The following is a 24,924-nucleotide window of genomic DNA, read 5'->3' on the forward strand; positions in this document are numbered from 1 at the left end:
ATGAGAATATTAATTTTAGGAGCCGGTAAAATGGGCTCCTTCTTTACCGATGTATTGAGCTTCCAGCACGAAACCGCTGTATTTGATGTAGACCCGAAACGCCTTCGTTTCGTTTACAACACCTACCGATATACCACACTCGAAGAGATTGAAGAATTCAAGCCCGAACTGGTTATCAATGCGGCAACCGTGAAATATACGCTGGATGCTTTTCACCAAGTATTGCCCGCTCTCCCCAAGGATTGCATCATCAGCGATATTGCCTCGGTAAAGACCGGACTGAAAGAGTTTTATGACCAATGCGGATTCCGTTATGTATCTACCCATCCCATGTTCGGTCCCACATTTGCCAACCTTGACAAACTGAGCACCGAAAATGCCATCATCATCAGCGAAGGCGACCATCTGGGTAAAATCTTCTTCAAGGACTTATACCAAAACCTTGGTCTGAACATCTTTGAATATACCTTTGAAGAGCACGATGAGACAGTGGCCTATTCGCTGTCCATCCCTTTTGTCTCCACTTTCGTTTTTGCGGCAGTGATGAAGCATCAGGACGCTCCCGGTACTACTTTCAAACGTCACATGAAGATAGCCAAAGGAGTATTGAACGAAGACGACTACCTGTTGCAGGAAATTTTATTCAATCCCCGCACCCCTGCACAGGTAGAAGGTATCCGTACAGAATTAAATGAGCTGTTGGATATCATCAACAAGAAAGATGCTGCGGGGATGCGTGCCTATCTTAGCAAGATTCGAGAAAAGATTAAATAACGCATCGGTATAACATAGAAGAGGATGTCAAAGCTTCAACAAGACTTTTGGCATCCTCTTTTTTATTTCATCCGTAAAGATGGCTTATCAACATGCGGCACAACACGTCACCGCCCAAGATGCCGACAAGTACCACTGCCCACAAATGCCACCCCTTCAGGTTGCACGACACTTTCAGAGCATTGAACAACCACACAAGGGTGAGCAACAGAAACGGAATGCCCAACAACGACAGAATCACAGCCGGCAAGATAAAAGACTGTGCCAATAGTTCCTGAGGAGACATACTCATATCCATGTTTGCCATCATCTGCATGGGAGGCGTCAGATAGATTAAAGTCATGCCGAGCAAAGGCAGCTCTGCAAACAATACGGTTCCCAACACATCGATTGCCCGAATGCGGGAGTGCGAGAATACCTTGCCGCCCAAATAAAACAACAAAGCAGGTATCAGCCACACAATCAGATGCTCTGCTGCATAGCACCACCACGCAGGATTGGACGCCGGACCGAAATGAAGCAACCCATGATAATGATAGCCGGCATAATAACATATCACAGTAGAAACCAGCAATCCCAACGCTCCCCATGCCAATGCCCGCGCACCGGCAATCTGTATAAACGGATTCACCGCTTTGTCTATCATCTTATTTCCCATTACTCATTCATTTTAGAAAGTTTATCAATTAAATCGTCCAAGATATTTCTCACCGTAGGATAACTGACACCCATACTTTTCGCCATGTCCTTCAAGCTTCCGCTCGATTTGACAAAAGCAAGAATAAACTGCTGCTCTTTATCCGAAAGCCGTGCCAGCACAGGCAGTTCAAAATCCCCGCACACCTCCGTGCGGCACTCTTCGCAGAAAAGCCTGCCCACCCTCAACGGTGCATCACACGCAGGGCATTGCAACGGCAAACGTTTCTTTATTTCTCCCATATCATTTCAGTTTTTCCACAAATGTACTGACAGAAGCTATCAAAGTACTGTTCACCGGCAGAGAAGGATTCCCGTAAGTAAGCATCTGCTGCTGTACGGTCTTTGATTCACAATCTTTCAGCACATGGTTCATCTTATCAATCAAAAGCAGTTCGGCAGTCGGGCAACCCTTCTTCAGAAATTCGGCATCCTCCACCGATACCTGAATATCATTTTTACCCTGAACAATGAGGACCGGCACTTTGACGGAAGCAATCACCGTCCGGGGATTATACTTGAACCAGGAAATCATGTAAGGCTGGACAGAAGCCCGATACAATGATTGCAGATAAGCCGGCACGTCACTCACTTCCTTGCCGTTTTTCAAGGACTCGTTAATGGATGCCACCTCCTTCCGCACCGCTTCCGGATTCTGTTGAGCAGCCACTTGCGCCTCTATAATCTCGTAGGCAGGACGACCCGCACCGGCAATCGAGATATAGCCTTTCACCTTCGGCCGGTTCTGACAGGCCAGCATTCCAATCAGCGCCCCTTCGCTATGTCCTGCCACCGTGATTGTTGTAAAACGTTTCTCTTTCGCCAGGTAATCAATCCAGCCCGTCACATCATTCACATAATCTTCAAAACAAAGTTTCGCTTCCTCCTTACCGGCCGATGCACTGGTTCCTATCCCCCGCTTGTCAAAGCGCAAGGAAGCGATGCCGTTTGCCGCCAAGCCTTCCGCCAGAAACTTCAACGAATTATTTCTCAAATTGCCAATGGCTGAATTACCATCCATATCCGTAGGTCCGGAGCCGGCTATAATAAGCACCACCGGACAGGTCTTCACTCCACCGGGCAAAAGCAGTTTTCCTTTGATTTGTCCTTCCTTGGTGTTCAGCACCACATTTTCTTCCAAAGGAAGTACCTGTGCCCGACAACAAAGACCGCACAGGAAAAATAAACCGGTTAAAATAAAATTCAAATGTTTCATCTATTACATATTTTAAGATTATTCACTTGACAAATATAGTGATTATATTGAATAAAACAAATCATTCTTTGAATATTATTTAGTACTACTTTAATTATATTCAAATAAATCTGATTTTATCTTCGGCATAAACAAAAAGTAAAATCTGCTCGGACAACCTGTCACGACAAGTATTCTTAGCGTTTCAGCCGGATTAAAACAACGAAGATATTTTAATATCCCGAACAAGGACTTATTATTAGACTGACCAAAATTTGTATATATCCCATTTTATTGCGAATATTGCAACCGCAAAAGAACTCGATAAAACTATGATTACACCCCGAAAGACTCGCATACCCTATTTGGATTTCTTGAAATTCTTCGCCATCGCCAGTGTATTGCTGGGGCACTCTGTGGAACAAACCACCGGAAATGATTTTTGGGACAACCCCATCTGGAGTTTCATTTACACCTATCACATGCCCTTGTTCATGCTGCTGTGCGGGTACTTCTTCGGCTCCTCGCTCAACCTATCTTTCGGTGAGCTGGTGAAGAAAAAGTTTGTCCAACTGGTCATCCCCTCCCTTTCCGCTTTCGCCATTATGTATGCGTTTGTCATGCTCACCGGATACAATCCTTGTCCCGAGCTGATGGACTTCAGTTGGTTCGGGTTCTTCAATGCGGTATGGTTCCTGAAGTGCGTCTTCTTCTGCTACCTCATCGGATACATCGCCCTCAAATCCTTGCGTAGTTTTTGGGCGGCAGCCTTGGTTTCCATTGTCCTCTTCACCATCCTGCCCATCGGCAATGTAGATAATATCAACTTCATGTTGCCCATGTTCTGGCTCGGCTACTTCTGTCAGAAAGAACAAGAGGTGATTGACCGGCATCGTCGCCGGCTACTGATTGCAAGCCTCGTCGCCTTTGCCGCCCTGCTTCCTTTCTGGTCAGGCAGGCTCACCGTGTATATGGTCCCCATCCAAGTGGTGGACTGGACCAACGGCACCGTGGACTGGACGAACTTAAATATCACCGTCTACCGCATGGTTATCGGCATAGTGGGTAGCATGGTCTTCTTTTTATCGGCGCCGTGGGTGTATGGCAAGATAGAACACAGGCGCCTCACCCCTACATTAAACAACTTGGGAAAATGCACTTTGGGAATCTACTGGACACAAACCTTCCTGCTGGAGTGCACGCTGCACGGACTGGGCTTCTACGTCGGCACCGCCGGAAGCTTTATTGTAGGTCCCGTGGTGGCGACAATAGAACTGATTCTTTGTTATCAAGTAGTTTTGCTGCTGAAAAAGCACCGCTACACCCGACTGCTCTTGCTGGGAGAGAAATAAACCTGCAACGGATTAATTCATAAGAGAAAGTAAATTTTCATCATTTTCCTTTTCTTATTCATCCAAACAAACTATCTTTGTCACGTTTTGTTCCGCACACCTCCGACAGATGCGAGGAAGCGGATGAAAAGGGAATCAGGTGCAAGTCCTGAACAGTCCCGCTGCTGTAAGCTCCATCTACCTATAAGGGATAGGTTTACTTATCACTCACGCCACTGCCTGTATATATAATAAGGTGGGAAGGCAAGTAAACAGGAGTAAGTCAGAAGACCTGCAAAACGTAAAGTCATACTTTAAACTTTCGAGGAAAGAGTTTAAAGAGTTAAAAATAAAATACTCACTCATTGTTTTGAGCAAAAGGTAACAAATTAGCTAGGGTTAATTATATCTTTTTGATTATGTTGGGTATTCGATTTAAAAAAGCAGATTTATTATTTACATAAAGAATAAAACATAATGAAGAAAGTAAACTTATTATTTCTTTGCATGATAGCCTTTATATCATGTAATGAAGAGCAAGACCTAGACCTAAGTGTTAATCAAAACGATGCTGGTAAAGAGATCGTATTAAAAGAACGAGATAGTCGCTATCCGTTAATATTATCTCAGAGAAAGACGAAACCAAGAAATACCAAATCTATACCGACACTATCCTTCAGTGATTATTTAGGTAGATCTTTCACTTGCAGTCATTTCCCATTAGGGGACCCTGAAGATATTAAAATTCAAGTCATTAATACAGAAAAGCTAATGAGAGATTATCCTAGCTATTTTTGGAAAAATGAAATAGGAAAAGGTGAAGCACAAAGTTTTGCATACACTGGTTTTGATAGATATACAGAAAACTCAAGTACTACAAAAAAAATAAACAATGCTGGCTTCACCTTAAATTTGGGTTTATTCTCTTTAGGTGCACATAAGACAATGACAGAAGTATTCACAACCTCCAAAGTGGAAGAAAGCAAAAGAATATTTGGAGAATTGAATATCCAAATCAGAGATGCATCCTATTATATGCAAACAAGTTCTAATATTATCAAGAAAATAAAATTGGATTATTTGACAGAGGACTTCAAGGAAGAACTTTATAATCTTACCCCAAGTGAATTTTTCAATAACTATGGAGGCTTTGTTTTATCAAGTTTCATCACTGGAGGACGTGCGACAGCACTTTATACCGGAATCTATCGAAACAATGAATCTACCGAAACGAAAGAAAAGAATATGAACACAGATATATCTGCATCTTATGGGTTTAAGTTCCAGAAAGATAAAGACGGTAATGTATCTGCTGAGGGAGGTATTGGTAAAGACTACAGCCATGCTACTACATCAACAAATAAAATAGAAGCAATGGAAACTTCAGTAAAAACAATAGGAGGATCTCCTTTCTTCTCTAATTTCTCAATACCAACAAAAGTCGATAATGCAGATATAAATCTTTCTCAATGGGTTAGCTCTTTGAATGATAAAAACACACATAAAATCATTGATATAGCAGATGAAGGTTTAATTCCTATAACAGAGTTTATGTTAGAAGAGAATATGAAAAAGGATTTTAAATATTTCATAGAAAATGGAGTTCCTTCCATAACACAAATACGAGAACCATATTTGGAAATCAATCGTGCTATTTTAAGTGGTACTTTGCTTTCACAGGTAACAACAACATTAGTCACTCGATTTAATCAACGAATTAGAATAAAATGGCATATGGGAAATCCACATGACACTCACCCCGAATATATAAAAAACGAGGCAAAAAGATTAAGTAAAATATATGGGCTAAAGATTATCCAAATAATTAATCCAGAAAGTTTAGATATTTTCGCTAATGATAAATATACTAATATAAAAGACCTAGATGAAACAAAAATGAAGAAATTCGTAGATACTAAGCATAACACAACTTACTTGCTATACTCAGAAGGAGAGAAAAAATATGCTTATGCTATTCATTATGATTATTTATTAGACACTTATGCTATCAGAGATTTTGTCAACAGTCTTCCAACCATACAAATTGACCCACAAGATTTATTTAATTATACCATTATAGCTTTATAAAAATAGATAAGATGAAAGAGACTGATATTTTTTACAGACTTAAACTAAGTTATTTCTTGCTTTATAGCATTATCCTATTATTACCCAATATTACTCAAGGGCAAGAGATAGGAGATACTATTATCGGAAAAGTACATAAAATAACAGATGTTATAGTAACTGCTGAACGTACCAAGCAACAAGTAAAAAGTATTAGTCCCTTCCAACAACTCAACAAGAAGCAATTGCAACAACAAGGCATTACGGATATTGCTGATGCTTTACGTCGCTTCTCAGGAGTCAACATAAAGGATTATGGGGGTGCAGGAGGAATGAAAACTATCTCCGTTCGGAGTTTAGGAGCCAAACATACAGCCGTAGTTTATGACGGGGTGACACTCAGTGATTGTCAAAGCGGACAAATAGACTTGTCTCGTTTCTCTATTGACAATATCCAGCAAATTTCACTGACCATTGGGGACAATGAAGATATTTTTGTACCGGCACGTACAGTTGCTTCTGCTGCCGCCTTAAAATTACAAAGCATATCCCCGGATTTTTCAAACAAAAAAAATCACTTGACGGGACAGATAAAGACAGGTTCTTTCGGGATGATTAATCCCCTTATCCGCTACGAACAAAAGTTTAACGAAAAGATTTCAGCATCTACCACTGGTGAATTTATGAGGGCAGACAACCTATATCCTTTCACTTTAGTCAACGGAGATTATGTTTCCAAAGAAAAACGCTATAACAACAACATTCAAACCTACAGAGGAGAACTGAATCTTTACATCAGCCCTAATAACAGAAGCACACTGAACGGAAAGATTTATTATTACGACACAGATCAGCAATTACCCGGTGCAGTCATTCTTTACAATGCGAAAAGCCGTGAGAAGTTACGCGAACGAAATTTCTTTTCACAAGTACATTACCGTACTTATTGGGAAAATAATCTTTCTTTGTTAATCAATGGGAAATTTAACTGGAGCCAATCTCATTACCACGATGAAGGAGGGAAATACCCCGGAGGAGAATTAAACGACCGTTATTTCCAACGAGAATACTATACATCAGGAGCATTACTATATACTCCGACTAGTCACTGGAGCATGGTTTATGCGGCAGATTACATATATAATAACCTAAATGCCAATACTCCTAACAATACAAGCCCTTACCGGCATTCTATATTACAAACAGTAACTCTCCGATATCAAACTGATAACATAACAGCTGTTGCCATACTACTCGGATCGATATATCTTAATGGTGCAAAAGAAGGAAACGGAGCTGAGAACCGACGAAAATTATCCCCTTCCTTCTCCTTTTCATGGAAACCTTGTACGGACGGACAGCTATACCTTCGGGCTTCCTATAAAGACATATTCAGAGTGGCTACTTTTTCTGAGAACTACTTTGACCGGATGGGCAGCCGTGACCTTCGTCCCGAAAAGGCCCAACAATATAATGTAGGCATCACTTACCAGAACAACTTTACAAGCTGGCTACCAGCAATCAGTCTGACATTGGATGGGTATTATAATAAGGTAAAAGATAAAATTGTGGCAATGCCCTATAATATGTTTATCTGGAATATGGTAAATTTAGGCAAAGTAGAAATTTGGGGAGTAGATGCCAATATAAACACCACTTTCCAACTTGCAAAACATTATTCCTTACTATTGACTGGAAACTATACCTATCAATATGCAGTAGATAAAACAGACCCGGAAGTCGTATATTACAAACATCAGATTGCATATACCCCACGTCATAGCGCAGGTGCTTCTTTAGCCTTGGAAAATCCTTTCATAAATGCTTCTCTTCATGCTACAGGTGTGAGCAAACGATATATTGCTTCCGAAAATCGTCCAAGTAATGAAATGGATGGATATATAGAATACGGACTTTCATTATACCGCAGCTTCAAGATAAAGAAGTTTACATACAATCTTCGGGGAGATATTATTAATTTGGGAAATAAACAATATGACATAGTGAAAAGCTACCCGATGCCGGGTAGAAGCTATAAACTAACTTGCAGTATTCATTTTTAAAAATTATATAAGTATGAAATTCAAACATTTATTTTTTGCAGCAGCCTTATTTAGTATAGCCCCGCTGTTCTGTGCTTGTAACGATGATGACAATGAGATCGAAGTTCCTAGAGATCCGGAAGAAGACCCTTCTTCACAACCCGACACGACTCCTGAAGCAACTTCGCCAACCGAGGCAACAGGCTTGTACGTTATTAATGCAGGTAATCTTAGCAACAATGTTAATGGAACACTTTCTTTTATTAACTTTGAAAAAGGAACAGCAAGCAACAATGTATTTTTTGACATAAACAAAAGAAGTTTGGGAGGTACCCCTCAAGATGCAATAGTATATGGTTCGAAAATGTATATTGCCATATATGGTTCAAATATTATAGAAATAGTAGACAAAAATACAGCTAAATCCATCAAACAGATTGTTCCGACATCCACTCAAGGGGAAGGTCCACGTGATATTATAGCTGCTAATGGAAAAGTATATGTTTCTATGTATGATGGATATGTTTCTCGTATCGACACTCTTAGCCTAACTATTGATGCTACATTAAAAGTTGGTCCAAATCCAGAAGAGATGACAGTGGCCAACGGCTACCTGTATGTTGCTAACTCAGACGGAATGAATTATGGTGCAGATTATGCAAATGGAAAAAGTGTTTCTAAAATAGGCCTAAAGACATTTACAGAAGCAAAAAGAATACCCGTAGGACTAAATCCCACTAAAATTTGTTCTACTACGGAAGGAAACGTATATGTCTTAGCAATGGGTAATTATAATGACATATCAGCTAAAGTACAAAAAATTGACAATATGAATATTGTTACAGATGTAACGGAAGCAACATTAATGACTGTAAAAGATAATACCCTTTACCTTATCAATGCTCCTTATGGCGCAACGGAAAATACTTATTTCAGTATAGATACAAAAACAGGAAATGAAACAAAAAATTTAATAGATCAACCTGTTGATAGCCCTTGTGGCATCGCAGTCAATCCATTTACCGGAAATATTTATATCAGTTCTTACAATATGGTTGGAGGATGGCCAAGTTATACCACTGATGGCTATGTAAACGAATATTCGGCAAACGGCAAATTTACAAACAAATACAATGTAGGGGTAGGTCCATGCGGATTAACCTTCTTACTGAAATAATAAAATATAGTTTTGCTTCTCTTCACTTTTGGTGAAGGAAGCAAAACTATATTTCCCTCATAAATTAAATAATCTCATAAAGCTTCCCTCACTTTTTGATAACCGTGTAGAGATTATCAGCCCGGGATGCCTTCCCGATGGGCTGACTGTGGAAAGTATCAAACTGGGAAGCGCCGTAGTACGCAATCCTTTCATTGCCAATTTCTGTGCTAAAACGATGCCTTATCGTGGTCTGGGCTCAGGGATTATACGTGCACTTCAAGAAGAACCGAATATAAAATTCATCAATGAGCCGGTAGGAATGCAGTTTATTTCAGTAATAAACAGAATCGCTGATGAGGGAGTAAATGAAGGTGAGGGAATAAACGAGGGAATAAACGAACTTGAAAGCCTTATCCTCACCTTCTTGAAAAAGAAACCCGGTGCAAAAGGATATGAAATTGCAGAATATATCCAAAAAGGAGCTGCTACGACAGAGCGTTATTTAAAATCACTGAAAGATAAAGAATTAATAGAATACAAAGGTTTCCGTAAAACCGGCGGATATTATAAAAAATAACATGAAACAAGTAATCCTATTTATCTTCTTGCTTGCCCTTCTTTCCGCCTGCGGCGGAAAAAGCAAGACTGCTTCTGTAATAGAAGCAGAAGAAGCAATCCCTTTGCGTTATGCAGAAAACTTCAGCCTGTCTGCAACCGAAGACTATACCATCGCCCGCCTGCGCAATCCATGGGATACGACCCGGATACTGCATACCTATGTCTTGGTTGACAAAGAAAAGTCCCTGCCTGCCGACTTGCCCGAAGGGACACTTGTCCGCACGCCATTGAGCAAGGCCGTTGTTTACTCATCCGTACATTGCGGATTGCTCAACCAGATTGGTGCTTTGAAGAGTATTGGAGGAGTCTGCGATTTGAAGTATATCAAACTGCAAGAAGTGCAGGATGGCTGCCGCACAGGAAGCATCGCCGATGTAGGGAATGGCATGAACCCGGATATAGAAAAGATAATCGACCTGCACCCCGATGCCATTATGCTCTCCCCTTTCGAGAACAGTGGCGGATACGGACGGGTGGAGAAACTCAACATCCCCATTATCGAATGTGCGGACTACATGGAAACTTCGGCATTGGGACGTGCCGAATGGATGCGTTTTTATGGTCTCCTATTTGGTCAAGCACAAAAAGCGGACAGCTTGTTTGCCGAGGTGGAAAAAAACTATAATGAGCTGAAAGCATTGGTTGCTCCCCTTTCATCTGCGCCGAGCGTTATCAGCGAACTGAAAAACGGTTCGGCTTGGTATGTTCCGGGAGGTAAAAGCACCTCTGCACGCATCTATGCGGATGCCGGGGCCAATTATGTGTTTGCCGATGACGAGCATAGCGGTTCTGTTCCCCTAGCCTTCGAAACCGTGTTTGACAAAGGTCAGAATGCAGATTTCTGGCTCATCAAATATAATCAGGCCATTGACAAGACTTATAAGGAATTGGAGCAGGACTATGCTCCATACACCGGTTTCCGCGCATTCAAGGAACGCAACATTTATGGATGCAACACAGGGAAGGTAGACTTTTACGAAGATTCCCCTTTCCATCCCGACCGATTACTGAAAGATTTGATAAAAATATTCCATCCTACGCTTTTAGAAGGGTATGAATTAAAATATTTCACTAAATTAGCGGAGTAAATCACCGTAGGGTTATGTCAAAACGTGGATAATGCTGCCCCTACAGCTGACGATGGGATAGGCCGGGTTAGTTTTGACACACTCCCTACAGTGGGCGTAACCCCAAACAGTATCAATGAATAACAAAGGAACGAAATACGGTATCATACTGCTCCTCCTCATCCTTGCATTGACAGGAGCCAACCTGTTGTTCGGCTCGGTAAACATCCCTGCCGATGCGGTGTGGCATATCCTTACAGGCAATGAAGTAGAAAAGGCGAGTTGGAGTTTCATAGTCTGGGAATCCCGTCTGCCGCAAGCCATTACCGCCCTCCTTTGCGGAATGGCACTCGCAGCATCGGGACTGATGTTGCAAACCACATTCAATAATCCTTTGGCCGACCCTTCCATACTGGGAATCAGTTCGGGAGCCAGTTTGGGAGTTGCCTTGGTCATGTTGGCAGGCGCAGGTACGATTACTGCCGGAGTATTCACTTTATCCGGATTCCTGTCCGTCATTATCGGAGCATTCATAGGCTCCATGCTGGTGATGGGAATCATCCTGTTCTTCTCCACCTTGATAAAAAACAGCATCATGCTGCTCATTATAGGTATCATGATAGGGTATATCACTTCATCTGCCATCTCCCTGCTCAACTTTTTCTCCACGGCAGAAGGGGTGCATTCCTACATGATTTGGGGAATGGGAAACTTCGGAGGAGTATCTTTGCAGCAGCTTCCCTTTTTCTCCTTGGTCACAGCGGCGGGGCTGCTGATTACCATACTGCTGATAAAGCCTCTGAATGCCCTGCTGCTGGGAACACGCTATGCCGAAAACCTGGGAATCAACATCCGCCATACACGTAACCTGCTGCTTGTTGCCACCGGATTACTGACAGCGACGACCACCGCTTTCTGCGGCCCGATTTCCTTTATCGGACTGGCCGTGCCGCACATTGCCCGCCTCATGCTGGGAACCTCCAACCATAATTCCCTGCTACCTGTCACCATGCTGACGGGAGGAGCCATTGCCCTGCTCTGCAACTTCATCTGCATTCTGCCGGGCGAAGCAGGCATCATTCCGCTGAATGCCGTCACTCCGGTCATCGGTGCGCCCATTATTATTTATGTCATTGTGAACCAACGTAAAATCCAGTACTTCAACTGATGGAAAAGCAAGCTGTCATCACCGCCACAGACCTGTGCATAGGTTATCGCACCCACAAAGGAGAAAAGAAAGTGCACGAACACCTTTCTTTCGGACTCTATCCGGGAGAACTGACCAGTCTGCTTGGAGCAAACGGGGCCGGAAAGTCGACTTTGCTCCGCACCCTGTCCGCTTCGCAACCTTCCCTGGCAGGAGATTTGCAATTGCTGGGCAAGCCTTTGCAGCAGTATTCGGAAAAGGAACGTTCGCGCACCATCGGTGTGGTCCTGACAGACAAGACACAAGCCGGAGGGCTGACCGTGTATGAACTGGTAGCTTTGGGACGCCAGCCGCATACAGGCTTCTTCGGGCGACTCCATCCCAAAGACCATCTCATTATCAAAGAGGCATTGGATGCCGTAGGCATTGCCCACAAAGCCGAAAGCTACACCGCCGAACTTTCGGACGGAGAACGGCAAAAGGTAATGATAGCCAAAGCATTGGTTCAGGAATGTCCGCTTATCATCTTGGATGAGCCGACCGCTTTTCTGGACGTGGTGAGCCGCATAGAAATCATGACTTTGCTGCATCAGTTGGCGGTGGAGCAAAACAAGGCCATCCTGTTATCCACCCATGACATAGAACAAGCCCTGGTACTGTCGGACAAGCTTTGGCTGCTGTCCAAAGAAACAGGACTGCAATGCGGAGTGACGGAAGATATGATTCTGAATCATCGGATGGACACGCTGTTCTCACACAGTAATATCCGGTTCGATTATAATCATGGCATCTACTATCCCACTGTAACCGGAAAAAAAGAAATCAGGGTGGAAGCCGAAAACGATACGTTGCTGCACTGGACCATCAACGCCTTAAACCGACACGGCTATACTTGCCTGCCGGCAAACCAAGGGAACCGGTTCCTACCTTATCTGCAAGCACTCTCCGACCACCGGTTGATACTCACGCAAAAAGAAGAAACGCATACATATTCTTCCTTTGAAGAAGTGCTGGCACAACTCATTTAAAAAATTCACCCTGCTTAGACAGACTTAGTCACAGGAATAGGAAGATTAAACCTTTTCATACTGAAGGCTAAGGACTTACTTACCGTCTGTTACTACGTCCTGCTACAGTGGAACGTACGTCCTGCTGTAGTGGAACGTACGTCCTGCTGTAGTGGAACGTACGTCCTACTGCAATGGGACGTATATCCTGCCGTAGTGGGACGTAATAATCCAGCAAATAAAAAGCCTTAGACAACCGATAAAAAACCGTTAGCCCTATAGAAAGGAAGATATATGAAAGCTTTGCTTTTATCTGATGAACAGAAGGAAAAGTATCTCACGCTTTGCTCAAAGAGAAAAAGAATACCATCCGGCAATCTTCCTTGCAAGAGGAATTGACCGGAATGCTTTCTCCCGACAAGGATGCTCCCGCCGACTGATATCCGGTCCGGGCCCCGTGCCTTGTGTAAATAGGATTGTGTCTAAACGTTGACAATGCTGTCGTTTTGCCGGTAGTAGCCAGATTCGCTCGCCCGGGAACAGCTTGTTTTGTGCATTACTTCCAAGGTCGTGACCGTCGGTTCGGGCAGGCAAACCCTGCCCCTACAGTCGACGATTTGATAGACCATGAAAGAGCTATTCTTTCATCAAATAAGCCTTAAAACTTTCAAAATCCTTATTCATCGGAATGCTCTGCTTGACTCCCTTCATGAACTCTTTCAACTTGGCAGGAATCTCTACTTTGTTGCCAATGATGTCCTCCACTGTTTCCAGGAACTTTGCCGGATGAGCCGTTTCAAGGAAAACACCGGTCTCTCCCGGTTGCAAACTTTCCGAAAGGGCACGATAACCGCAAGCTCCGTGAGGGTCGAGCAAATAGCCTGTTTCCCGATAGGCTTCCTTCACTGCTTCACGAATCTGTTCATCTGTATAGGTCGCACCCGAGATTTCCATTGCAATGGCAGCATGATTGTTGTCATACAATGCCAGTATACGAGCAAAATTACTGGGATCGCCCACATCCATCGCATTGGCAATGGTAGCAATGGAAAGACGGGGATTATACTTTCCGGTCTGCAAGTATTGATAGAATATGTCATTGCGGTTGTTGGCCGCTATAAAACGCTTCACAGGCAAACCCATGCGCTTGCCGAACAGACCGGCCGTTATATTGCCAAAGTTACCGCTAGGCACACATACCACCATATTATCCGCCTTACCTTCTTTCTTCAACTGTGCGTAGGCATAGAAATAATAGAATGCCTGAGGCAGGAAACGGGCCACGTTAATAGAATTTGCCGAAGTCAGTTTCATGTGCGCATTCAAGTCAGCATCCATAAACGCATTCTTCACCAATGCCTGACAATCATCAAACGTACCGTCTACTTCCAAAGCCGTAATATTCTGTCCCAGCGTAGTGAACTGCTTTTCCTGAATTTCGCTGACCTTTCCTTTGGGATAAAGCACATACACATGGATACCTTCCACTCCCAGGAAGCCATTGGCTACTGCACTGCCGGTATCTCCCGAAGTAGCGACCAGGACATTCACCTGCTTCTGCCCTTCTTTTTTAATGAAGTAACCCAGCAAACGAGCCATGAACCGTCCGCCCACGTCCTTAAAAGCCAAGGTAGGACCATGAAACAATTCCAATGAGTATATATTATCCTTCACCTTTACGGCAGGAACATCAAAACTCAACGTGTCATAAACAATTTGTTTCAATGTATCGGCAGGCACATCTTCGCCAAAGAAAGCATCGGCTACCCGATAAGCTATTTCCTGAAAAGACAGGTGCTCGATGTTATCATAAAACTCTTCCGGCAACATTTTAACAGCTTCGGGCATAAATAATCCTTTGTCGGAAGCCAGTCCCTTCACTACAGCTTCTTCTAATGAAGCAACCGGGGACTGATGATTGGTACTGTAATATTTCATAATATAGATTGGTTTTTAATCGTTATGCAACGCAGAGGCTGTCATAAACTCGTTCATAAACTCATCTTCTTTCATCACTCCGTAACTGCCTTCCACACAAGCCACCTCGTCGAAGTTCTGTACATTGTCCGGCTCTATGCCCGGATAGTAAATGAGGAAAGGCACCGGCTCAGCAGTATGTGTACGCAGTTCGCAAGGTGTGGGGTGGTCGGGAAGCACGGCAATAGCCACAGGCTCGTCCCAATCTTTCACTGCCTCATAAACAGGCCCTACAACCCGCTTATCCAGATTTTCAATAGTGAACTGTTTCAACTTAAAATCCCCCTCATGCCCCGCCTCGTCACTGGCTTCGATATGCAGATAGACAAAGTCATCCGTCCGAAGTGCTTCCAATGCAGCAGCAACCTTGTTTTCATAATTTGTATCATAAAGTCCTGTTGCCCCTTGCACGGTGATGCGACGCAATCCGGCATAATATCCGATTCCGTTAATCAAATCGACAGCCGAAATGACCGCACCTTTCCTGATAACCGGATACTTCTCTGCCAATGGCTCCATCTGCGGACGATAGCCCGGACTCCACGGCCAGATGCTGTTGGCAGGATCTTTACCTTCGGCTATACGCTTCTTGTTAATGGGATGTTCAGCCAGTAATTCTTGCGACTTCAGGATAAGGGCATTTATCAGTTCGGCCGTCTCCTGAGCTTCCGGCACCCCGGCTTTCACCATCAGCGGACGGAAAGGTTTCAACGGAACATCGTGAGGAGGCGTACAATCCAACTGCTTATTGCCCCCTTTTATCACCAATAAATGACGGTATTGCACCCCTGTATAGAAATGAATACGGTCTGTGCCCAACTTCTCTTCCAAATATTGAATCAACACATCAGCTTCTTCGGTGGTGATATGACCGGCAGAATGATTCTTTATATTATCTCCTTCGATACAGATAATATTGCAACGCATCGCCATGTCTCCCGGTTGCAGCTCTACGCCGATACTCGCCGCTTCCAACGGACCGCGTCCTTCATACACCTTCGGCAGATTATAGCCCATAACAGACATATTCGCCACTTCGCTGCCCGGATGAAACCCCGGTGCAACAGTCATCAGCCTTCCGGTACGTCCCATACGGGCAAGCTTGTCCATATAGGGTGTAGCAGCATATTGCAGCAATGTTTTATTTCCCAATGATTCAGCCGGCCAGTCGGCCATACCGTCACCCAGAATAATAATGTGTTTCATAAGCCTAAATGTTTGCGATACTCATGATATCGGCAAATACTCCGGCAGCAGTTACACTGGCACCGGCACCGTATCCTTGTATCATCATTGGATATTCTTTATACCGTTCGGTAGTAAGCAGAATAATATTATTACTGCCCTCCAATCCATAGAACGGATGTTTGCTGTCTACTTCCTGCAGAGACACACTACCTTTACCGTTTTCCAGTTTCGCAACGAAGCGCCAACGTTTGTTCTCGCTCTCCAGTTTCCGGCGACGTGCCTCAAAATCGGCATCCAGCGACGGGACTTTCTTCCAGAACTCTTCCAAAGGTCCTTCGAAGAAGTCACTCGGCACGAAAAGATGTTTTTCCACATCTGTCTGTTCCAACTTGTATCCGGCCTCGCGCGCCAAGATAACCAACTTGCGGATTACGTCTTTTCCACTCAGGTCGATACGCGGGTCGGGCTCCGAATAACGTTCTTCCTGTGCCATCTTGATGGTTTGGCTGAAAGGCACGTCTGCGCTGATCTTATTAAAGATATAGTTCAAAGTTCCACTGAGTACCGCTTCTATCTTCAGAATCTTATCACCACTGTTTATCAAGTCATTGATGGTATTGATAATCGGCAGCCCCGCACCTACATTTGTCTCGAACAAGAACTTCACCCCCCGTCTGCGGGCTATTTGTTTCAGCTCGCTATAAATGGAATAATCCGATGAAGCGGCAATCTTATTCGCAGCCACTACAGAGATATTATGCATCAGGAACTCTTTATAAAGAGAGGCTACTTCGGCACTTGCCGTACAATCCACAAAAACAGAATTGAAAATATTCATGCCGATAATCTCGTCATGCAGCACAGCGGCAGAAGACGGGATTCCTTTTTCTTCCATCTCTTCCCTATAAGAAGCAAGGTCAATGCCCGCACGTGTGAAGAGTGCACGGTGCCCGTCGGCAATGCCCACCACCTTCAACTTCAAGCCGCGTTCCTGCATCAACTTTTGTTGCTGGCAACGGATTTGTTCTATCAGGCTGCCGCCCACCGTACCGGTACCACAGATAAACAAGTTCAATACTTGATACTCCGACAGGAAGAATGAATCATGAATGACATTCAAAGATTTGCGAAGCGATTTAGCCTCTACCACAAAAGAAATGTTGGTCTCCGAAGCACCTTGCGCACAAGCTATCACACTGATGCCGTTACGTCCCAATGTTCCGAAAAGCTTTCCGGCAATGCCGGGTGTATGCTTCATATTCTCGCCTACAATCGCAATGGTGGCCAAATTCATCTCAGCCACCACCGGACTGATTTCACCCATTTCTATCTCTTTTGCAAATTCTTCATTCAACACCTCACAAGCCAATGCAGCATCCTGATTACGGACACCGATGGAAGTGCTGTTCTCCGAAGAAGCCTGAGACACCATGAACACACTGATGCCATTCTGCGCCAATGCCTTGAAGATGCGGAAGTTTACGCCGATCACTCCCACCATGCCCAAACCTGTAACCGTAATCAGAGTGGTGTCATTGATAGAAGAAATACCTTTAATGGCTTTTGAGCCCGAATCAACTTCCTGCTTGATAATGGTTCCGGGAGCCTCGGGGTTAAAGGTGTTTTTTATCAGAATGGGAATATTCTTGTGACACACCGGATAGATAGTCGGCGGATAAACTACTTTCGCACCAAAGTTGCAAAGCTCCATAGCTTCTACATAACTCAGCTCGTTTATGGTATAAGCAGTGCTGATGACACGCGGGTCGGCGGTCATAAAGCCGTCCACATCCGTCCATATCTCCAGACTGGCGGCATTCAAAGATGCGGCAATGATGGAAGCCGTATAATCCGAACCGCCACGTCCCAAGTTTGTCACTTCTCCGCTGTTCTTGTCGGTAGATATAAAACCGGGCACCAGTGCTACCTGCGGAATTTCATCAAATGTTTCTTTCACCAACGAAGTTGTCAGTTCCGAATCCAGAATATGTTTGGCATGTTTTTTCTCGGTCTTGATGAAGTTGCGCGAATCATACCACACCGCTCCCTTTATCAGCGTTGCCGCAATAATAGACGACAAACGTTCACCGTAGCTCACGATAGTTGCAGAAGTTTTGGAAGACAAATCCTTAATCAGATAAATACCTTGAAAGATATCTTTCAACTCACTCAACAGTTCATTGACCTTATCCAGCAATACGGTGCGTCCTTCGCCCGCCGGAATAACGGTATACACCATTTCGATGTGACGGTTTACTATCTCACGATACTCTTTTTCATACTCTGCATCGCCGTTGGCTGCCATTTGTGAGGTATTGATTAACTTGTCAGTGATGCCGCCCAAAGCAGATACCACTACGATTACAGGCTCTTCGGCAGCCTCTACTATCTGTTTGACTTTTAAAATACTGTCTACGGAACCTACGGATGTTCCGCCGAATTTCATTACTTTCATGCAATTACCTATTTTGTTCCGGCTCTTTTCCCCTGCATTATCATCTCCTTATTTAGTTCAGGACACTATATAACACGTCTTCAGTAACGGAATAAGCCGTATCTGTTTACAATAAAATAAAATTAAATGCTGTTTTTGCTTACGTCCGTAAGCGTGTATCACGTAGAAACACTATATACTATCCTTAACCCCGAGGGGTCATTGTTGTGGATGCAGACATGGAGGTCATCATGCTCCCCATCCCAAAAGTGGTTGTATGCAGATAGTACATTGTCATTTTATAACCGTTCTTTCCTTTTTGTTTGAACGATGCAAATATAAAAACTATTTCTTACAATCTATCACGAATCTCGTTTTTTTTGAGAGAAACAGTAAGAATTACTCTTTCAATAGCAGAAATAAGACAAAAAGAAGCAAAAAAACCGCCTTTCACAAGCGTTTTTATTGTGAAAGACGGCTATTATAACCAAGCAATAGTCAAATCACTTCTTCAGTTTACCGATAAACATGACATTGTTATCATTTTCATCCAATGATTCAAGCAAGCCTTTCAGCAATTCTTTGTCTTTGTCTGTACAATCGGATGCAGCCATACGCTTTTCTATGTTTTCCATCAGCACTGCCGGCTCATACATAGCAAAAAACCAACCGTTAGTGAAATTCATCGGTGCAGGAAGACCGCCAAAGTAGTCATTAACCAACTTCACATAGTGTGAATTATTGTTCTTGTTGTCTACCACAATAGTTCCTTTACCCCAAACCGTAGCAAGATATTTACCGGGAAGCTCATCGTAAATCAGGAATACGTCTTCTCCCACAGGAGGATTGGACAAGGCAAACTGCGCTTCCATCTTGTTGGCAGCAGCATTATAATTATATAATGTATCGACAGGCATCATCATGTATTTGAAGCCTTCCACATTATTATAGCTCCATATCTCGTTATTAAAGCCAACGAAACGACCGTTTTTATCACGGGGATTTATAGCCTGACCGGGGGCAGGTATATACTTGGTGATAGTGCTATCCGGCGTAATAACAGCTCCCATCATTTCACTCATACCCTGAAAGCAGAGATGAACGAGCGATATACTTCCATCGGGGTTGAGAGACAGTTTGGGTTTGTTGAGTCTTTCCCCCAAATCATAGTCAGTCACAAAGGTTCCGTCCAGATTATACTTCAATACCTTAGTGCTTCCGGCAAACGGGGCAAGGTATATCACCTTATTTTTCTCATCAATCAATTCGCTATACAACGAACCTGCATATTCACCGGGCCCCTGTCCCATCGCTCCTATGTCATGCAGAAATTTTCCTTTATGGTCAAACAGCTTAAACACACCTCCGCTTTGACGGATTCCGATATAGTTGTCGGTAATAGCCGGCCACCACATTTTAAACAATGCCGTATCGGTATTTTCAAACCTCACCAACCGGCAATCTTCCACCCACTCGCTCAGAGGCACATTCAGAGTATCCTTTACTTTCGCAAAATCACATACTGTGAGTGTATTGCCATTCTGCTCTAATCTTGTAATGGTGCCATCATCTTTCGATGACGGTCCGCAAGCTGCAAGAAAGGCAGTCGCCAGTATTGCAGTACTCATCAACAACATTGTCTTTTTCATTATAGTACGATTTTTAAGTAGATTGTCCAAATGTAAAAAACATATTCCGAAGAAACAAACAATTATGGCTTTTTCTTCATACATTTAATTATAAAAGCTAAAACAAAAAGTTCTCTGATTGAATAAATTATCGTAATTTTGTGTGCCATATATAAGACCAACTTCTGATATCTATAATCATTAACACATAAAATAAGAAAATGAAACACTATTACTTTATTTCTTTATGGCTTATCGCAACAGTCGTGTCACTGCTATGCACCGCCTGCCATTCCAACCATCCGCAGATACAAGCCGCGTATGACTTGATAGAACGTGTCACACCGGGATATGGCAACCAGTTCCAACTGGAACTTATCGATTCCGAAAACGGAAAAGATGTCTACGAAATAGGCAGCCAGAACGGAAAGGTGTTATTGCGGGGTAACAATCCGGTAGCACTTGCCACCGCCTATAACCAATATTTAAAATATACTTGCCATGCACATGTTTCCTGGTTCGGCGATCAACTCAACCTGCCGCAAACGCTTCCTCTCCCTGCCGAAACGACCCGTAACATCATCAACGGCAAGTATCGTGTTTACATGAACTATTGCACCGTGAGTTACTCGGCAGCATGGTGGGACTGGGAACGATGGCAACGCGAGCTGGACTATATGGCAATGAACTCCATCAACATGCCCCTCTCTGTTGTCGGTCTGGAAGCCGTGTGGTACAACACGCTGCTGAAACATCGTTTCACGGATGAAGAGGCACGGCATTTCCTTGCAGGACCGGCGCATGCCGCCTGGCAATGGATGCAAAACCTGCAGGACTATGGCGGACCGCTTCCCAAATCATGGATAGACTCTCACATCCGGCTGGGCAAACAAATCATACAGCGTGAGCTGGAACTGGGCATGCAACCTATTCAACAAGGTTTCTCCGGCTACGTACCACGCGAACTGAAGGCTAAATATCCCCATGCTAAAATACAGCAACAGCCTTCATGGTGCGCTTTTACCGGCGTTGCCCAGCTCGACCCCACCGACTCGCTGTTCCAAGTCATCGGGCATGACTTCCTGGAAGAGCAAAAGAAGCTTTACGGTGCCCACGGGGTATATGCCGCCGACCCGTTCCATGAAAGCACTCCGCCGATAGATACTCCCGAATACCTGTCGGCGGTCGGAAAGTCCATTCACAAGCTATTCAAGGATTTCGACTCATCGGCTGTATGGGCTATGCAGGCATGGAGCTTGCGCGAACCGATTGTGAAAGCCGTTCCCAAAGAAGACTTGTTAATTCTCGACCTTAACGGGGCTAAGTGCCGAAAGGACAGCGCCTTTTGGGGCTACTCCGCCATTGCCGGTAATCTGCACAACTTTGGCGGACGCATCAATCTACATGGCGATTTACCTTTGCTGGCGTCCAACCAATACGCCACCGCCGCAAAACGCTCGCCGAACATCGTCGGTTCGGGCCTCTTTATGGAGTCCATCGAGCAGAATCCGGTTTATTATGACCTTGCATTTGAAATGCCTTTGCACCGTGACAGCATTGATGTGGAAAAATGGTTGGCAGACTATGCGCGTCGCCGTTACGGAGCTGTCTCTCAAAATGCCGAGACCGCATGGACTGTCTATTTGCTCCGGTCGGCATACACACGGGGCACGAACGGTACGGAATTCAGCTCCATCATTGCCGCACGCCCCGCGCTTGATGTGAAAAAGTCGGGACCGAATGCCGGCTTTGCCATTCCTTATCATCCGACCGATTTGATACAGGCAGAAGCTCTTCTCCTGCAAGATGCAGACAAATTGGGAGATTCCCGCCCCTATCGTTTCGATATTATCGACATACAACGCCAAATCATGTCCAATCTGGGACAAGCCATCCACAAACAAGCGGCAAAGGCATTTAAAGAAAAAGACAAGACGGCCTTCCGACTCCACAGCCAACGCTTCTTGGAACTATTGAAGGATGTGGATACCTTATTACGCACTCGTCCTGAATTCAACTTCGACAGATGGCTCACTCAGGCACGCCGTTGGGGAACGACTCCCGAAGAACAAGACTTATATGAGAAGGATGCCACTGCCCTGTTCACGATATGGGGGGCAGACAAAGACCCTTTCATCTTTGATTACGGTTGGAAAGAATGGGCAGGACTGATAGACGGTTATTACCTGAAACGGTGGGAAAAGTTCTATGCCATGCTTGAAGAACATCTGGATAAAGGCACGGAATATTCGGAACAGGGCTTGCCGCTCACGCATAACCGCGAAGCTTTCCGCGCCAATGACTTCTACAGTTCGCTGGGTGATTGGGAACTTCAGTATGTGTCGACTCCCGGAAAGGCACGCACCCCCATCACCCAAGGTGATGAAATAGAAACCGCACAGAGGATGTACCGCAAGTATGTTGCCCTGGCCGATGAGTATTATCGGGAAGGTGTTCAGAGAGATGAAGTGAAAGAAGAAAACAGATTTGAGAATTTGGGAAAGAAATAAAGAAATATTTCCATACCTTTGCTGTATGAAAGAAAAGACTGTATATATATGTAGCAACTGCGGACAAGACTCTCCCAAATGGATTGGCAAGTGCCCTTCTTGCGGTGAGTGGAACACGTATGTAGAAGAGGTGGTGCGCAAGCCCGTAGCCGGAACCCGTCCTCTTTCTGGATTGGAACCGGTCAAGAGCAAACCGGTAATCCTCAGTGAAATAACGGGTGGCGATGAGCCACGCATCGATATGCACGACGAGGAGTTAAACCGTGTATTGGGCGGCGGTCTGGTTCCCGGCTCGCTGGTGTTGCTGGGTGGGGAACCGGGCATCGGCAAGTCCACCCTCGTGCTACAAACTGTTCTGAGATTACCCGAAAAGAAGATACTTTATGTGTCCGGCGAAGAAAGCGCACGGCAGCTGAAGCTGCGTGCCGACCGCATCCGTCACAACTCATCGGACTGCCTGATAGCATGCGAAACATCTTTGGAACAGATTTACGTAAACATCAAGAACACGCAACCCGACCTGGTTATCATCGACTCCATACAAACGATATCAACCGAGACAATCGAGTCTTCTCCCGGAAGCCTGGTGCAAGTGCGCGAATGTTCCGCCTCCATCCTTAAATTTGCCAAGCAGACCAACACGCCCGTTATCCTGATCGGACATATCAATAAGGAAGGAAGCATAGCCGGACCAAAGGTACTGGAGCACATTGTCGACACCGTTTTGCAGTTCGAGGGCGACCAACATTATATGTATCGCATCCTGCGCAGCATCAAGAACCGTTTCGGCAGCACTGCCGAATTAGGCATCTACGAGATGCGGCAGGACGGATTGAGGCAAGTGAGCAACCCCTCTGAGTTACTGCTGAGCCAAGACCATGAAGGAATGAGCGGCGTAGCCATCGCCTCTGCCATCGAAGGGGTTCGTCCGTTCCTCATCGAAACACAGGCACTGGTCAGCTCTGCCGTCTACGGCAATCCTCAACGCTCCGCCACAGGCTTTGATCTGAGAAGAATGAACATGCTTCTTGCCGTGTTGGAGAAACGGGTCGGATTCAAGCTGGCACAGAAAGATGTCTTTCTCAATATAGCCGGCGGACTGAAGGTCAACGACCCTGCCATCGACCTGTCTGTCATCAGCGCCATCTTGTCCAGCAACATGGATGCGGAGGTGGAGCGCGACACCTGCATGGCAGGTGAAGTGGGACTGAGTGGAGAGATACGTCCGGTCAACCGCATCGAACAGCGAATCGGTGAAGCCGAAAAGCTCGGATTCAAGCGTATCCTTATCCCCAAGCATAACCTTCAGGGAATGGATACCAAGAAACTGAAAATAGAACTCATTCCGGTCAGAAAAGTGGAAGAAGCGTTCCGGGCCTTATTCGGATAAGATACATAAAACTGTTTTAAAACTAAAGAATCGACATCAATGACTAAAGACAATTCATATACCCCAAGTTGTGTGGACTGCGGAACACAGAACTGCAAGTTCAAAGACCGTACATATCCCGAATTCTGCCTGACGACCGGTTTGGATACAGAAGATTTGGAGTGGGCACTGGAACGCTATGACGAAGGACAAAACCACGATGTTATGGTAGCCAGCGCCGAAGTGGAGTTTGAAGGCTATTGCCGGCTCACCCGCGTGGAAGAAATCATGACCTTTGCACGCAAGATGGGATACAAGAAAATAGGAATTGCCAATTGCATCGGATTAATCAATGAAGCACGAATCTTTGCCCGGATTCTGAGAGCCAACGGATTCGAAGCTTATTCCGTGATATGCAAAGTGGCGGGAGTGCCCAAATCATCCGTTGGTATCCCTCAGGAATGTGAAACCATCGGAGCTGCCATGTGCAACCCTATCCTTCAGGCGCGCCTGCTCAACCGCGCGCATACAGACCTGAATGTAGTTATCGGACTTTGTGTGGGACATGACAGCCTGTTCTATAAATATGCAGATGCCTATTCCACTACCTTGATAACAAAAGACCGCGTCACCGGACACAATCCGGCTGCTGCCCTTTATACGGCCAATTCATATTATCGCAAGAAACTCATGCCCGACAATAAATAAAAAAGAT

At 44.6% G+C, this 24,924-nt stretch carries 19 protein-coding genes and 1 riboswitch; of the genes, 12 read left to right on the forward strand and 7 right to left on the reverse strand.

From position 1 onward, the window contains the following. Positions 1–774 carry a prephenate dehydrogenase gene (locus tag HMPREF1534_RS08520; protein ID WP_005842565.1) on the forward strand — a complete coding sequence of 258 codons (774 nt, stop codon included), beginning with the start codon at positions 1–3 and terminating at the stop codon, positions 772–774. 67 nt (positions 775–841) lie between these two features. Here HMPREF1534_RS08520 and HMPREF1534_RS08515 read toward each other — a convergent pair whose 3' ends face one another. Genes HMPREF1534_RS08515 through HMPREF1534_RS08505 form a run of 3 tightly spaced genes read right to left on the reverse strand, consistent with a single transcriptional unit; the run spans position 842 to position 2,686 of the window. After that, complete coding sequence (locus tag HMPREF1534_RS08515; protein WP_005940788.1) at positions 842–1,432, reverse strand: hypothetical protein; 591 nt, start codon at positions 1,430–1,432, stop codon at positions 842–844. Further along, complete coding sequence (locus HMPREF1534_RS08510; protein WP_005940791.1) at positions 1,432–1,713, reverse strand: DUF2089 family protein; 282 nt, start codon at positions 1,711–1,713, stop codon at positions 1,432–1,434. Before HMPREF1534_RS08510 ends, HMPREF1534_RS08515 begins: the two co-directional genes overlap by 1 nt. Position 1,714: 1 nt before the next feature. Beyond that, on the reverse strand, positions 1,715–2,686 hold the full coding sequence (locus HMPREF1534_RS08505; RefSeq protein ID WP_005940793.1) for an alpha/beta hydrolase: 972 nt from the start codon (positions 2,684–2,686) through the stop codon (positions 1,715–1,717). Positions 2,687–2,997: 311 nt separating this feature from the next. Here HMPREF1534_RS08505 and HMPREF1534_RS08500 point away from each other — a divergent pair, with 311 nt between their 5' ends. The 8 genes from HMPREF1534_RS08500 to HMPREF1534_RS08470 all read left to right on the forward strand — a co-directional run bounded on the left by HMPREF1534_RS08500 (position 2,998) and on the right by HMPREF1534_RS08470 (position 13,124). Beyond that, the gene (locus tag HMPREF1534_RS08500) at positions 2,998–4,017 is read left to right on the forward strand and encodes an acyltransferase family protein (protein ID WP_005940796.1); all 1,020 of its coding nucleotides are present in this window, start codon (positions 2,998–3,000) and stop codon (positions 4,015–4,017) included. 70 nt (positions 4,018–4,087) lie between these two features. After that, a riboswitch (cobalamin riboswitch) is annotated at positions 4,088–4,310 on the forward strand. A 163-nt stretch (positions 4,311–4,473) separates the two neighbouring features. Further along, complete coding sequence (locus tag HMPREF1534_RS08495) at positions 4,474–6,084, forward strand: MAC/perforin domain-containing protein (protein ID WP_005940799.1); 1,611 nt, start codon at positions 4,474–4,476, stop codon at positions 6,082–6,084. A gap of 11 nt (positions 6,085–6,095) precedes the next feature. After that, positions 6,096–8,126 carry a TonB-dependent receptor plug domain-containing protein gene (locus HMPREF1534_RS08490; protein ID WP_005940802.1) on the forward strand — a complete coding sequence of 677 codons (2,031 nt, stop codon included), beginning with the start codon at positions 6,096–6,098 and terminating at the stop codon, positions 8,124–8,126. Positions 8,127–8,139: 13 nt separating this feature from the next. Beyond that, positions 8,140–9,282 (forward strand): YncE family protein, encoded by a 1,143-nt coding sequence (locus HMPREF1534_RS08485; RefSeq protein WP_005940805.1) that lies wholly within the window; start codon positions 8,140–8,142, stop codon positions 9,280–9,282. 31 nt (positions 9,283–9,313) lie between these two features. Continuing rightward, the gene (locus HMPREF1534_RS19835; RefSeq protein ID WP_005940808.1) at positions 9,314–9,841 is read left to right on the forward strand and encodes an ATP-binding protein; all 528 of its coding nucleotides are present in this window, start codon (positions 9,314–9,316) and stop codon (positions 9,839–9,841) included. 1 nt (position 9,842) lies between these two features. Beyond that, the gene (locus HMPREF1534_RS08480; protein WP_005940810.1) at positions 9,843–10,970 is read left to right on the forward strand and encodes an ABC transporter substrate-binding protein; all 1,128 of its coding nucleotides are present in this window, start codon (positions 9,843–9,845) and stop codon (positions 10,968–10,970) included. A 115-nt stretch (positions 10,971–11,085) separates the two neighbouring features. Then, complete coding sequence (locus HMPREF1534_RS08475) at positions 11,086–12,117, forward strand: iron ABC transporter permease (protein WP_005940813.1); 1,032 nt, start codon at positions 11,086–11,088, stop codon at positions 12,115–12,117. Further along, positions 12,117–13,124, forward strand: a complete 1,008-nt coding sequence (locus HMPREF1534_RS08470) for an ABC transporter ATP-binding protein (RefSeq protein ID WP_005940817.1) — start codon at positions 12,117–12,119, stop codon at positions 13,122–13,124. The genes HMPREF1534_RS08475 and HMPREF1534_RS08470 overlap by 1 nt, the downstream gene beginning before the upstream one ends. A gap of 615 nt (positions 13,125–13,739) precedes the next feature. On the opposite strand, the gene thrC is transcribed toward HMPREF1534_RS08470, so the two are convergent. The 4 genes from thrC to HMPREF1534_RS08450 form a co-directional block, all read right to left on the reverse strand. Further along, positions 13,740–15,041: a threonine synthase gene (thrC, locus tag HMPREF1534_RS08465; protein WP_005940820.1), complete on the reverse strand. Its 1,302-nt coding sequence runs from the start codon at positions 15,039–15,041 to the stop codon at positions 13,740–13,742. A gap of 15 nt (positions 15,042–15,056) precedes the next feature. Then, entirely contained in the window at positions 15,057–16,286 is a 1,230-nt protein-coding gene (locus tag HMPREF1534_RS08460; protein WP_005940823.1) for a cofactor-independent phosphoglycerate mutase, read from the reverse strand. Between the two features lie 4 nt (positions 16,287–16,290). Next, a complete protein-coding gene (gene thrA, locus HMPREF1534_RS08455; RefSeq protein ID WP_005940826.1) occupies positions 16,291–18,723 on the reverse strand; it encodes a bifunctional aspartate kinase/homoserine dehydrogenase I in 2,433 nt (810 codons plus the stop codon). A gap of 482 nt (positions 18,724–19,205) precedes the next feature. Further along, a complete protein-coding gene (locus HMPREF1534_RS08450; protein WP_005940829.1) occupies positions 19,206–20,351 on the reverse strand; it encodes a 6-bladed beta-propeller in 1,146 nt (381 codons plus the stop codon). 200 nt (positions 20,352–20,551) lie between these two features. Here HMPREF1534_RS08450 and HMPREF1534_RS08445 point away from each other — a divergent pair, with 200 nt between their 5' ends. Genes HMPREF1534_RS08445 through HMPREF1534_RS08435 form a run of 3 tightly spaced genes read left to right on the forward strand, consistent with a single transcriptional unit; the run spans position 20,552 to position 24,917 of the window. Further along, positions 20,552–22,840, forward strand: coding sequence for an alpha-N-acetylglucosaminidase (locus HMPREF1534_RS08445; protein ID WP_005940832.1), 2,289 nt, complete (start codon positions 20,552–20,554; stop codon positions 22,838–22,840). Between the two features lie 25 nt (positions 22,841–22,865). Next, positions 22,866–24,230: a DNA repair protein RadA gene (gene radA, locus HMPREF1534_RS08440; RefSeq protein ID WP_005940835.1), complete on the forward strand. Its 1,365-nt coding sequence runs from the start codon at positions 22,866–22,868 to the stop codon at positions 24,228–24,230. 39 nt (positions 24,231–24,269) lie between these two features. Then, positions 24,270–24,917, forward strand: coding sequence for a DUF1847 domain-containing protein (locus tag HMPREF1534_RS08435; RefSeq protein WP_005940839.1), 648 nt, complete (start codon positions 24,270–24,272; stop codon positions 24,915–24,917). The last annotated feature ends 7 nt before the right edge of the window (positions 24,918–24,924 follow it).

The organism is Phocaeicola massiliensis B84634 = Timone 84634 = DSM 17679 = JCM 13223 (genome assembly GCF_000382445.1).
Classification (GTDB): Bacteria; Bacteroidota; Bacteroidia; order Bacteroidales; family Bacteroidaceae; genus Phocaeicola; species Phocaeicola massiliensis.

Coding starts and splice junctions, on each gene's coding strand:
- HMPREF1534_RS08460 (WP_005940823.1), bottom strand. CDS start 16,286: ATGAAACACATTATTATTCTGGGTGACGGTATGGCCGACTGGCCGGCT.
- HMPREF1534_RS08500 (WP_005940796.1), top strand. CDS start 2,998: ATGATTACACCCCGAAAGACTCGCATACCCTATTTGGATTTCTTGAAA.
- HMPREF1534_RS08495 (WP_005940799.1), top strand. CDS start 4,474: ATGAAGAAAGTAAACTTATTATTTCTTTGCATGATAGCCTTTATATCA.
- HMPREF1534_RS08510 (WP_005940791.1), bottom strand. CDS start 1,713: ATGGGAGAAATAAAGAAACGTTTGCCGTTGCAATGCCCTGCGTGTGAT.
- HMPREF1534_RS08490 (WP_005940802.1), top strand. CDS start 6,096: ATGAAAGAGACTGATATTTTTTACAGACTTAAACTAAGTTATTTCTTG.
- HMPREF1534_RS08450 (WP_005940829.1), bottom strand. CDS start 20,351: ATGAAAAAGACAATGTTGTTGATGAGTACTGCAATACTGGCGACTGCC.
- HMPREF1534_RS08475 (WP_005940813.1), top strand. CDS start 11,086: ATGAATAACAAAGGAACGAAATACGGTATCATACTGCTCCTCCTCATC.
- HMPREF1534_RS08445 (WP_005940832.1), top strand. CDS start 20,552: ATGAAACACTATTACTTTATTTCTTTATGGCTTATCGCAACAGTCGTG.
- HMPREF1534_RS08505 (WP_005940793.1), bottom strand. CDS start 2,686: ATGAAACATTTGAATTTTATTTTAACCGGTTTATTTTTCCTGTGCGGT.
- radA (WP_005940835.1), top strand. CDS start 22,866: ATGAAAGAAAAGACTGTATATATATGTAGCAACTGCGGACAAGACTCT.
- thrA (WP_005940826.1), bottom strand. CDS start 18,723: ATGAAAGTAATGAAATTCGGCGGAACATCCGTAGGTTCCGTAGACAGT.
- HMPREF1534_RS08470 (WP_005940817.1), top strand. CDS start 12,117: ATGGAAAAGCAAGCTGTCATCACCGCCACAGACCTGTGCATAGGTTAT.
- HMPREF1534_RS08520 (WP_005842565.1), top strand. CDS start 1: ATGAGAATATTAATTTTAGGAGCCGGTAAAATGGGCTCCTTCTTTACC.
- thrC (WP_005940820.1), bottom strand. CDS start 15,041: ATGAAATATTACAGTACCAATCATCAGTCCCCGGTTGCTTCATTAGAA.
- HMPREF1534_RS08435 (WP_005940839.1), top strand. CDS start 24,270: ATGACTAAAGACAATTCATATACCCCAAGTTGTGTGGACTGCGGAACA.
- HMPREF1534_RS08515 (WP_005940788.1), bottom strand. CDS start 1,432: ATGGGAAATAAGATGATAGACAAAGCGGTGAATCCGTTTATACAGATT.
- HMPREF1534_RS08485 (WP_005940805.1), top strand. CDS start 8,140: ATGAAATTCAAACATTTATTTTTTGCAGCAGCCTTATTTAGTATAGCC.
- HMPREF1534_RS08480 (WP_005940810.1), top strand. CDS start 9,843: ATGAAACAAGTAATCCTATTTATCTTCTTGCTTGCCCTTCTTTCCGCC.